This window comes from Xenophilus sp. (genome assembly GCF_044462705.1).
Taxonomy (GTDB): domain Bacteria; phylum Pseudomonadota; class Gammaproteobacteria; order Burkholderiales; family Burkholderiaceae_C; genus Xenophilus; species Xenophilus azovorans.
In genome coordinates, this window is record NZ_JBIQNC010000165.1 from 1 (window position 1) to 11,028 (window position 11,028).

The window sequence follows — 11,028 nt, forward strand, 5'->3', positions numbered from 1 at the left end:
GAGTGGGAGTGACGACGCACCGGCCACCGCATCGGCCGGCCGCCGCTGAATTCCTTCACCGGTTCATCGCCTGAGAAAAAGGTGCTCAGCCGACCCAGGCCTGCACCTCGATCTCCACCTTCGCGCCCTGGTAGAGCACCGCCTGCACGCACGAGCGCGCGGGCAGCCCTTCGGGGAAGTGCCGGGCGTATTCCTGGTTGAAGGCGGCGAAGTCGCCCAGGTCCGCCAGCCAGATGGTGGCGCGCACCACGCTCGCCATGCCGGTGCCGCAGTCCTTCAGGTTCTGGGCGATGCGTTCGAGGACGGCGCGGGTCTGCGCCTGCACGTCACCCTCGATGACGCGGCCTTGCGCGTCCATGGCCAGCACGCCCGACAGGAAGAGGAAGCCGCCGGCGCGCACCGCCTTGGAGAAGGGAACGGGCAGCGGCGAGGGGATGCGTTCGATCTGGCTCATCGGGAAGACTCCGTGCGGGTGATGACCTGGCCGTTGCGCGCACCGGTGTGGGCGCCCTGGCGCCAGGTGACGGCGCCGTTGACGATCACGGCGTCGATGCCTTCGGCGGGCCGGGTCGGGGTTTCGTAGGTGGCGGCATCGCGCACGGTGGCGGCGTCGAACACCACGATGTCGGCGTGGTGCCCGGGCGCGAGCGTGCCGCGCTGGTGCAGCCCGAAGTTGCGGGCCGTCAGACCGGTCATCTTCCAGACTGCGGTCTCGAGCGGGAACAGGCCGACGTCGCGGCTGTAGTGGCCCAGCACGCGCGGGAAGGTGCCCCACAGGCGCGGGTGCGGGCTCTCGCCCACTGGGATGCCGTCCGAGCCGATCATGGTGTCGTCGAAGGCCAGGATGCGCTGCACGTCGCCCTCGTCCATGAGGAAGTAGATCGCGCTGCCCGGCTGCAGCCGGCGCGCCGCCTCGTCGGGCTCGACGCCCCATTCGCGCGCGATGTCGGCCAGGTCGCGGCCGGCGCACTCGGGGTGCGGCTGGCTGGCGGCGATCAGCACGCGCCCGCCCAGCATGCCGCGGTCGGTGCGGATCATGGTCGAGCCGGCGGTGTAGGGGTAGCAGTCCAGGCAGATGCGCTGCGTCTTCATCGCTTCGCGGATGTGCGGCAGCGTGACCTGCGACCGGCCGAAGTTCTGGGTGTTCTGCACTTTGTGGTGCGACACGACGACCGGCACGCCCAGTTCGCGGCCGATGCGGAAGGTCTCGTCCAGCGCCTCCATCACGCGGTCGGCCTCGTCGCGCATGTGGGTGACGTACAGCGCCTGCCGCGCGCGCAGCGGCTGGCCGACGGCGATGATCTCCTCGGTGGTCGCCTTGACCGCCGGCGGGTAGAAGGTGCCGGTCGACAGGCCGATGGCGCCGGCCTGCATGGCTTCCTCCACCAGCGCCTGCATGGCGGCGATCTCGTCCGGCGTGGCCTCGCGGTCGAGCGAGGCCATCGTCACCGCGCGCAGCGTCGAGTGGCCCACCATCGCCGCCACGTTGACCGAGGCGGGCCGCGCGCGCAGCGCGTCCAGGTAGGCCCGGAAGGTGGTGAAGCGCCCCTCGTCGGGGCTGTCGAGCAGGCTCAGCGGCATGGGCAGTTCCATGCCGGGGCGCAGCGGCGCGGCGCTGATGCCGCAGTTGCCAGCCACCACGGTGGTGACGCCCTGCGAGACCTTGAAGGGCAGGGTGGCCTGCGAGAGCAGCGCCTGGTCGTCGTGCGTGTGCGAGTCGATGAAGCCGGGCGCGACGATGCGCCCGTGCGCCTCGATGACCGTGTCGGCGCCGTGTCCGCCGAGGCGGCCGATGGCCGAGATGCGCCCGTCGCGCACGGCCACGTCGGCGTCGAAGCGCGGCGCCCGCGTGCCGTCGATCACGGTGCCGCCGCGGATCAGCAGGTCGTGGTGGGTGGGTGTCATCCGGGGCTCCAGGAAGGGTTCAGCGAAAGTGGCAGGCCACGAGGTGCTCGCGCGGGGCGCCGTCGGCGCCGGCCGCCTCGCGCGGCGACAGCGGCGGCGCCTGCTCCCTGCACACCGGCTGGGCCAGCGGGCAGCGGGTGTGGAAGCGGCAGCCCGCGGGCGGGTTCGCCGGGCTGGGCGGATCGCCCTGCAGCAGCAGGCGCTGGGCCGGCGTGCGCGGGTTGGGCACGGGCACCGCCGACAGCAGGATCTGCGTGTAGGGGTGGCGCGGCGCGGCGAACAGCGTGTCGCGGTCGGCCAGCTCGACGATGCGGCCCAGGTACATCACGGCCACGCGGTGGCTGATGTGGCGCACCACCGAGAGGTCGTGCGCCACGAAGAGGTACGCGATGCCGAATTCGGCCTGCAGGTCCATCAGCAGGTTGACCACCTGGGCCTGCACCGAGACGTCGAGCGCCGACACGGGCTCGTCGCAGACGATCAGCTTCGGCTGCAGAGCCAGCGCGCGTGCGATGCCCAGGCGCTGGCGCTGGCCGCCCGAGAACTCGTGCGGGTACTTGTCGATGGCCTCGGGCCGCAGGCCGACCTTGCCGAACAGCCAGCGCACGCGCTCGCGGCGCTCGGCCGCCGAGGTGCTGCCGTAGTTCCCTAGCGGCTCGGCGACGATCTCGCCGGCCTTCAGGCGCGGGCTCAGCGAGGCGTAGGGGTCCTGGAAGATGATCTGCACGTCGCGCCGGCGCTCGCGCATCTGCGCGGGGCCGAGCCGGAGCAGGTCCTGGCCGTCGAGCCATACCGCGCCGGCGGTGGGCTCGACGAGCCGCATCACGGACTTGGCGGTGGTGGTCTTGCCGCAGCCCGATTCGCCCACCAGCGAGAGCGTTTCGCCGCGCGCGATGGTGAAGGACACGTCGTCCACCGCCTGCACCGGCGGCTGCGGGCGCGCCAGCCAGCGGCGCGGCGCGGCGTAGTGCTTGCGCAGGCCTTCGACGCGCAGCAGAGGAATATCCGTGCTCATGCGTCCAGCGCCTCCATCGGCGCCAGCCGTCCTTCTTCCACGGCGAAGCAGGCGACGCCGTGCTCGCCGCCCTGGTCGCTCAGGGCGGGTGTTTGCGCGGTACAGCGCGCATCGGCGTGCGGGCAGCGCGCCGCGAAGGCGCAGCCGCGGCGCGCCGCCAGCGGCGAGGGCACGAGGCCGGGGATCTCGGCCAGCCGCGTGCTGCGCGTGTTCATCGAGGGCATCGAGGCCATCAGCGCGCGGGTGTAGGGGTGCAGGGGGCGGTCGAACAGGTCCTGCACGTCGGCCTCCTCGACCTTGCGGCCCGCGTACATCACGACCACGCGGTCGCAGCTCTCGGCCACCACGCCCAGGTCGTGCGTGATCATCACCACGCCCATGCCCAGCTCGCGCTGCAGGCGCCGGATGAGGTCCAGGATCTGCGCCTGGATGGTCACGTCCAGGGCGGTGGTGGGTTCGTCGGCGATCAAGACCTCCGGGTTGCAGGCCAGGGCCAGGGCGATCATCACGCGCTGGCGCATGCCGCCCGACAGCTGGTGCGGGTACTCGCCGGCGCGGCGCCCGGGCTCGGGGATCTGCACCAGGCGCAGCATGTCCACCGCGCGCGCCATGGCCTCGGCGCGGCCGGCGCGCTGGTGCAGGCGCACCGTCTCGGCGATCTGCCGGCCCACGGTGAGCACGGGGTTCAGCGAGGTCATGGGCTCCTGGAAGATCATGGAGATGCGGTTGCCGCGGATGCGGCGCATCGCGGCCTCGTCCAGCTGCAGCAGGTCGGTGCCGCGCAGCCGCACCGCACCCTGCAGCCGCGCGGGCGGCGTGGGTAGCAGCCGCAGGATGGACATGGCGGTGACGCTCTTGCCGCAGCCCGATTCGCCGACCACGCCCAGCGTCCGGCCGGCGTGCACGGTGTAGGAGACGCCGTCGACGGCGCGCGCCGGGCCGTCGAGGGTGTCGAAGCGCACGTGCAGGTCGTCGACTTCGAGCAGGGGTTGGCCGGCGGCCGGCATGTCGCGTGCGGGGGCGTTCATCGTGGCTTTTCCCGCTTCACAACTGGCGCGCCAGGCGCGGGTCCAGCGCGTCGCGCAGGCCGTCGCCGAGCAGGTTGATGGCCAGCACCGTGGCGGCCAGCAGCATGCCCGGGTAGAGGATGATGTGGAAGGCCACCGCCACGAAGTTGCGACCCTCGGCCATCATGTTGCCCCAGCTCGGCGTGGTGGGCGGCACGCCCACGCCGAGGAAGGACAGCGCGGCCTCGTACAGCACGGCCGAGGCCGCGATGAAGGTGGCCTGCACCACCAGCGGCGCCACCATGTTGGGCAGCACGTGGCGCGCAAGGATCACCGGCAGCCGCGTGCCCACGGCATGGGCGGCCTCGACGAAGAGCTGCTCGCGCAGCGTCAGCGCGAGCGAACGCACCAGGCGCACCACGCGCGGGATCTCGGGCACCACGATGGCCACGATCACGGTGGCGAGGCTGGCCCGCGTGACGGCCATCAGCGCGATGGCCAGCAGGATGCCGGGGATGGCCATCAGCCCGTCCATGATGCGCATGACGAAGCCGTCCAGGCGGCGCACGAAGCCGGCCGCCAGGCCCAGCAGCACGCCCAGCGCGGTGGACACCAGCGCCACGCTGACGCCCACGACCAGCGAGACGCGCCCGCCCCACACCGCGCGGCTGAACACGTCGCGGCCCAGCGCGTCGGTGCCGAACCAGTGCTCGGCCGACGGGGCCTGCATGCGCGCCAGCGGGTCGATGTCCTGCGGGTCGTGCGTGGCGATCCACGGCGCGGCCAGCGCCAGCACCGCCATCGCGACCAGCAGCAGCGCGCCGGCGATCAGCGTCGGGTGCTTGCGCGCCCAGCGCCAGCGCGGCGGCACGAACGCCGGCTCGTCGGCCGGCGCCGCGCCGTCGTGGAGGGGAAGGGTGGAAGACATGGCCTCGGGTCAGTAGCGGATGCGCGGATCGAACAGCCGGTAGCTCAGGTCGATCAGCAGGTTGATCAGCACGTAGACGCCGGCGGAGAGCAGCAGCACGCTCTGGATCACCGGGTAGTCGTGGCGCTGCACCGAATCGACCACCAGCCGGCCCACGCCGGGAATGGCGAACACGGTCTCGGTCACGACCACGCCGCCGATCAGCAGCGCGATGCCCACGCCCACCGTGGTGGCGATGGGCACGGCCGCGTTGCGCAGCGCGTGGCCCAGCACCGGCAGCACGCCCAGGCCCTTGGCCCGCGCGGTGCGGATGTAGTCCTCGTGCAGCACCTCCATCACGGTGGCGCGCGTCATGCGGGTGACCAGCGCGATGTAGACCAGCGCGAGGTTCAGGCACGGCAGCACCAGGCTGCGCAGCCAGGGGCCCAGGCCTTCGCCCATGTGCACGTAGCCCTGCACGGGGAACCACGGCAGGCGGATCGCGAAGCCGTAGACCAGCAGGTAGCCGACCAGGAAGGAGGGCACCGAGAAGGCCAGCACCGCGAAGAGCATGACCAGCCGGTCGACCCAGCTTCCCGCGCGGTAGGCGGCCAGCGTGCCCAGCGGCACCGCGACCGCGATGGTCAGCAGCATGGTCACGAGCGCGATGGCCAGCGTGGGTTCGAGCCGCTGCGCGAGCAGCGCCGTCACCGGCACCTGCGTGAAGATGGAGATGCCCAGGTCGCCGGTGACCAGCTTGCCGATCCAGATGAGGAACTGCTGCCAGATCGGCAGGTTCAGGCCCAGCGCATCGCGCAGGCGCGCGATGTCCTCCTCGGTGGCCAGGTCGCCGGCGATGAGCGCCGCCGGGTCGCCGGGCGAGAGGTGGATCAGCAGGAAGACCACGATCGCCACCACCGCCATGACGGGCAGGGTGGCGACGAGGCGGCGCAGGACGTAGCTCATCGCGCGCTGCTGCGGCCGGCCGCCTTACTTGTCCAGCGCCCAGACGATGGGCATGCCGCCCCACAGCCTGTCCAGCCCCTTCAGGCTGGCGCGCGCGGCGTAGGCGGCCGAGTACTGGCCGGCATTGACGTAGGGCACGGCCTCGAAGGCGCGGGCCTGGAAGGCGTCCAGCCGCTCCTTGCGCTGGGCCGCGTCGGCGGACTGCAGCCAGGCGGTGCGCAACTCGTCCAACTGCTTGTCGCAGGGCCAGCCGGGCAGCGAGTTGCCGCAGGCGGGGCTCAGGTAGGCGTTGGTGATGGGCGAGTTGACGTCGAACTCGCCGGCCACCGTCACGTAGACGTTCCAGCCGCCGGCCGCGGGGGCGTCGCGCTTGGCGCGCCGCGCGCCGATGGAGGCCCAGTCCATGGACTGCATGTCCACGTTCACGCCGATGCTCTTGAGGGTCTGCGCGGCCATCAGCGCCAGCGCGTTGAGGTAGGTGATGTCGGTGGGCACCAGCAGCACCACCTTCTCGCCCTTGTAGCCCGACTCGGCCAGCAGCGCCTTGGCCTTGGCCACGTCGGGCTTGGCCCAGGCCTGCGAGCCGGCGGCGGTGTCGTTGGGGCTGCCGCAGATGAAGAAGGTGTGGCAGTAGGCCTTGCGCATGTCGGCCGGGTAGCCCATGGCCGCGACGAAGCGCTCCTGGTTCACCGCCATCTGGAAGGCCTGGCGCGCCTTGATGTTGTCGAAGGGCGGGTGCAGCTGGTTGAGCACCAGGAAGGCCTGGTAGGCCCCGCCGCTGCCGACCTTGATGTTCTTGTCCGCGCGCAGCGGCGCGATGTAGTCGGGCGGCAGCTGCTCGACCATGTCCACCTCGCCGCGCTGCAGGGCCGCGACGGCGCTGTTGGCGTCGGGCAGGTACAGCCACTCGACCCGCTCGAAGCTGCTCTTCTTGCCGCCGGCCAGGCCGCTGACGGGCTCGGTGCGCGGCACGTACTGCGCGTTGCGCACGAACACGGCCTTGTTGCCCGGCACCCATTCGTCGCGCTTGAAGACGAAGGGGCCGGAGCCCAGCACCTCGGTCATCGGCGCGGTGGTGGGCAGCTTGGCCAGCCGCTCGGGCAGGATGAAGGCGGGGTAGCCCGAGGGCTTGGCCAGTGCGTCCAGCACCATGCCGAAGGGCTGCCCCAGCGCGAGCGTGAAGCTGCGCTCGTCCACCGCCTTCCACTCGGCGCCGCCGGCCACCATGGCGCGGCCCAGGCTGTCGCGGCCGGTCCAGCGCTGCAGCGAGGCGATCACGTCGGCCGTGGTCACGGGCGTGCCGTCGGAGAACTTCAGGCCCGGGCGCAGGGTGAAGCTCCATGCCTTGCCGTCGGGCGACTGGGTGAACTTCTCCACCATCTGCGGCTGCGGCTTGCCGCTGGCGTCCTGCGAGAACAGGGTGTCGTACACCATGTAGCCGAAGTTGCGCGAGATGTAGGCCGTGGTGAAGGTCGGGTCGAGGATCTTCAGGTCGGCGTGCGCCACCACGCGCAGGGTCTTGGGCGGCGTCTGGGCCTGCGCCATCGGGCCGATGCCTCCCAGGGTGAGGGCGCCGAAGGCGGCCAGGGCGGCGAGCGTGCGTCGTTTCATGGTCGGGACTCCTGAGGGGGACACAAGAAAAATCAGGCGGGCAGGGCATCCAGCGGCCACTTGGGGCGCTGGATCTTCCGGTAGGGCAGGGTGCTCAGGTCCAGCGTCACGGCGCCGGGGGCGGCCACGTAGATCACGTGCCGAGCCACCTTCGAGAAGGAGGCGTAGAAGTGCTGCGAGGACTTCACCACGATCAGGCGCTTGGAGGCCAGGTCGCAGCCGAGCTGCGTGAACAGATCGGTGCCCATGGCCTGGTTGCGCAGCGTGATCAGCACGATCTCGATGCCGCCGGCCTCGACCAGGGCGCAGTCGCCCAGGGCCGTGGGCGTGCCGGCCAGGCCGGTCATGACCATGTCGGTCTTCAGCGCCTTGACGGTGCAGTCCAGGTCCAGCGGCTGGCCCGACAGCGGGCTGATCTTGCCGCCGATGCGCATCGGCAGGCGCGCGCCTTCGCCGGCCTCGAAGGCGATACGCACGGCGATCGGGTCCCACAGCGGGCCGACGGCGGCGTTGCCGATGCCGCGCTCCAGCATGCGCCGCAGCACGAAGGTGGAGTCGCTCGCCGCGCCGCCGCCGGGGTTGTCGGCGCCGTCGGCCATCACCACCGGGCCCGCCGTGGCCAGGGCTTCGTCCAGGGCCGCGTCGATGTCGGGGTAGTTCACCGTCAGCGCGTCGCGCATGCCGATCACCTCGTCGGCCAGCTGGCGCGCCAGCGCCTGCGCCTTCGCGGCGTCGCCGTCGGCGTAGACCAGCACCTTGGTGCCCATGCCCGGCACGTCGCCCCAGCTGAAGCCGTGCGCGAGCGAGACGGACAGCACGCCGTCGCGGCCCTCCAGCGACTGCATGCGCTGCACGAAGCCGCGGGCCGGCTCGCGCGAGGTGTGGATGGTGAGGATCAGGCCGGTGTCGACCACCGCCGCCACCGGGCGGATCTTCTTCTGCGCCGCCGCCACGCACAGGTCCACCAGCTCCAGACCGCGTTCGAGCACGTCGGTGTGCGGGTACTCCTTGAAGGTGATGAGCACGTCGGCGTTGTCCACCATCTCGGGCGTGACGTGGCAGTGCGGGTCGAGCTCGGCGCCGACCACCACGCCGGGGCCGACCAGGGCGCGCACGCGCTGGAGCAGGTCGCCCTCGCAGTCGTCGTAGCCGTCGGCCACCATGGCGCCGTGCAGGCCCAGCAGCACCACGTCCACCGGCATCGCGGCCTTCAGGTCGGCCAGCAGCTCGTCGCGCAGCGACTCGTAGGCGTGCCGCGTGGTCGTGCCGCTGGGCTGGGCCGCCGCCACCATGCCTTCGAGCAGCGTCCAGCCCTGGTCCTTGCCGCGCAGGCGCGCGGCCCACAGCGGGCCCGAGAACAGCGTGAGGTGGTCGGGATGCCGGCCGGCCGGGAAGTAGCCGCGGTCGCGGAACGAGGCCATGCCCGTGGGCATGGGGCCGAAGGTGTTGGTCTCGGTGGCGAGGGAGGCGCTGAAGACACGCACGTGGGGCTCCTGTGAGGCGGGAGGAAGGAGGGCGTCAGGCGCCGGCCGGCTGCCGCAGGCGGCGCGGGCTCAGCATCCCGGCCGTCAGGCCGAAGGACGCGGGATGCGCCGGCACGGGCAGCCCGCGCGCCAGCGCGGCGCAGGTCTCGCCCATGGCGGCCGAGGTCTGGATGCCGTAGCCGCCCTGGGCGGCGATCCAGAAGAAGCCTTCCACCTGGTCGTCGAAGCCGCCCACGAGGTCGCCGTCGGCGACGAAGGAGCGCAGCCCGGCCCAGGTGCGGGCCGGCCGGCGGATCTGCAGCGTGGTCATCGTCTCGATGCGGTCGATGGCCAGCGCGATGTCCAGCTCCTCGGGCCGCACGTCCTGCGGCTCCACGGGGTCGGCGTTGGCGGGCGAACCCAGCAGCATGCCGGCGTCGGGCTTGATGTACCAGTCCTCGGCGGCGCCGTGCACCATGGGCCAGCCGGCGCTGTCGAGTTCCGGCGGGCCGGCGAAGACGAAGGCCGAGCGGCGGCAGGGCTGCAGCCCCAGCGGCGCCGCGCCCGCCAGGGCGCCGATCGCGTCGCACCAGGCACCGGCCGCGTTGAGCACCACCGGCGCCTCGTAGCGCTGCCCGCCGGCCGTCACCAGCCAGCGGCCGTCGACCCGTTGCAGGCCCGTGACCTCGGCGTCGCACACCAGCGTGCCGCCTGCGCGGCGCATGCCGCGCAGGTAGCCCTGGTGGATGGCATGCACGTCCATGTCGGCGGCATCCGGCTCGTAGACGGCGCCGCCGAGCAGTTCGGGGCGCAGCACCGGCACCATGGCCTGCGCCTCCTCGGGGCTCAGGCGGCGCGCGTGCGGCGACATGGGATGCAGCACCGCCCAATGCGCGTCCAGTTCGGCGGCCTGCTCGGGCGAACCGACCATCATCGCCCCGCGCGGCGTGAGCAGGGGGTGTTCGGCGAAGCCGGGGGGCGGCGACGTCAGGAAGGCGCGGCTGGCGAGGGTGAGGGCGCGCACCTGGGGCGTGCCGTAGCTTTCCATGAACAGCGCCGCGGAGCGCCCCGTCGAGTGGTAGCCGGGCTGCGACTCGCGCTCCAGCACGATGGTGCGGCCGTGCGGGGCCAGCCAGTGGGCGACGGAGGCGCCGGCGATCCCGGCGCCGATCACCAGGAAGTCGGCTTGCAGGGCGGCGGAGGAGGCGGGCGTCGTGGTCACGTTTCGGGCGGTGGAGTGGAGGCGGTGCGGCCCGGCATGGGCAGCGCGCAGAGTCTAAGAGAGGAATTTGCGCATATGCAAATTTTGCAGAGCCCCCTAGGGTAAACACCGGACCTTCTTTCAAGCGAGATCCGTGCCTGTTGGATTTGCAGTGACGCAAATTCCGCGCGAGCGCTGCGCGGCCGCGCGGCGCGCCGCTGGCAGAATGCCGGCGCATGAGCAGTCGAACCGGACGCGGAAGCACCGCGCAGAAGAAGCCCGTGGACGCGCGCGAGAGCGGGCACGCCGGGGACGCAGCGCATTCGCTCGACCGCGAGACCTTCGGCCGCCGGCTGCGCACGGCGCGCAAGGGCTTCGGCTGGACGCTGCAGCAGCTGTCGGCGCTGTCGGGGGTGTCGGTGCCGACCATCTCGCGCGCCGAGCGCGGGCAGCTGGCGCTGGGCTACGAGAACTTCGCCGCCCTGGGCCGCGCGCTGCAGATGGACATGAACGCCATGTTCGCCGGGGAGGGCGTCAAGACCACCGGCCTGGAGGCGCCGGTGGTGACGCGCGCCGGCGAGGGCATGGTCTACCGCGGGCTGTCCTTCGCCTACGAATTCCTCGGCACCACGGCCGCCGGCAAGCTCATGAGCCCGGTGGTCGGCACGGTGCACGCGCGGCGCATCGACGGCCCGGAGGACTTCGCGCGGCACGAGGGCGAGGAGTTCGCCTACGTGCTCTCGGGCACGATCGAGGTGCATTTCGAGACGGGCGAGGTGGTGCGCCTCGGGCGCGGCGACTCGCTGTACTTCGACAGCCGCATCGGCCACGCCTACGTCAGCACCAGCAGGCAGCTCGCGCGCATCGTGGGAGTGACCTCGACCGAAAGCCGCTTCATGCGCACGGCGCGCGCCGGCGAGGCGGGCGCGGCCGCGGCGCCGCGCAAGCGGGCG

The 11,028-nt window shown here is 72.2% G+C and carries 10 protein-coding genes; 1 reads left to right on the top strand and 9 read right to left on the bottom strand.

Annotation, left to right across the window (positions count from 1 at the left end):
- Positions 1 to 85: 85 nt before the first annotated feature.
- The 9 genes from ACIY1X_RS20045 to ACIY1X_RS20085 are packed head-to-tail and all read right to left on the bottom strand — an operon-like array spanning position 86 to position 10,096.
- Positions 86 to 454, bottom strand: a complete 369-nt coding sequence (locus ACIY1X_RS20045; protein WP_038216893.1) for a RidA family protein — start codon at positions 452 to 454, stop codon at positions 86 to 88.
- The gene (locus ACIY1X_RS20050; RefSeq protein ID WP_038216890.1) at positions 451 to 1,905 is read right to left on the bottom strand and encodes an amidohydrolase family protein; all 1,455 of its coding nucleotides are present in this window, start codon (positions 1,903 to 1,905) and stop codon (positions 451 to 453) included. The genes ACIY1X_RS20045 and ACIY1X_RS20050 overlap by 4 nt, the downstream gene beginning before the upstream one ends.
- A gap of 19 nt (positions 1,906 to 1,924) precedes the next feature.
- The gene (locus ACIY1X_RS20055; protein ID WP_399683922.1) at positions 1,925 to 2,920 is read right to left on the bottom strand and encodes an ABC transporter ATP-binding protein; all 996 of its coding nucleotides are present in this window, start codon (positions 2,918 to 2,920) and stop codon (positions 1,925 to 1,927) included.
- Positions 2,917 to 3,948, bottom strand: coding sequence for an ABC transporter ATP-binding protein (locus ACIY1X_RS20060; protein WP_399683925.1), 1,032 nt, complete (start codon positions 3,946 to 3,948; stop codon positions 2,917 to 2,919). Before ACIY1X_RS20060 ends, ACIY1X_RS20055 begins: the two co-directional genes overlap by 4 nt.
- 16 nt (positions 3,949 to 3,964) lie before the next feature.
- The gene (locus ACIY1X_RS20065) at positions 3,965 to 4,855 is read right to left on the bottom strand and encodes an ABC transporter permease (RefSeq protein ID WP_399683928.1); all 891 of its coding nucleotides are present in this window, start codon (positions 4,853 to 4,855) and stop codon (positions 3,965 to 3,967) included.
- Positions 4,856 to 4,864: 9 nt separating this feature from the next.
- Entirely contained in the window at positions 4,865 to 5,800 is a 936-nt protein-coding gene (locus ACIY1X_RS20070) for an ABC transporter permease (protein WP_399683930.1), read from the bottom strand.
- A 24-nt stretch (positions 5,801 to 5,824) separates the two neighbouring features.
- Positions 5,825 to 7,411 (bottom strand): ABC transporter substrate-binding protein, encoded by a 1,587-nt coding sequence (locus ACIY1X_RS20075; protein WP_399683932.1) that lies wholly within the window; start codon positions 7,409 to 7,411, stop codon positions 5,825 to 5,827.
- 32 nt (positions 7,412 to 7,443) lie between these two features.
- Positions 7,444 to 8,895: a M81 family metallopeptidase gene (locus ACIY1X_RS20080; protein ID WP_399683935.1), complete on the bottom strand. Its 1,452-nt coding sequence runs from the start codon at positions 8,893 to 8,895 to the stop codon at positions 7,444 to 7,446.
- Between the two features lie 34 nt (positions 8,896 to 8,929).
- Positions 8,930 to 10,096 carry an NAD(P)/FAD-dependent oxidoreductase gene (locus ACIY1X_RS20085; RefSeq protein WP_399683937.1) on the bottom strand — a complete coding sequence of 389 codons (1,167 nt, stop codon included), beginning with the start codon at positions 10,094 to 10,096 and terminating at the stop codon, positions 8,930 to 8,932.
- A gap of 215 nt (positions 10,097 to 10,311) precedes the next feature.
- Here ACIY1X_RS20085 and ACIY1X_RS20090 point away from each other — a divergent pair.
- The coding region (locus ACIY1X_RS20090; protein WP_399683940.1) for a helix-turn-helix domain-containing protein at positions 10,312 to 11,028 on the top strand (717 nt) is incomplete at its 3' end.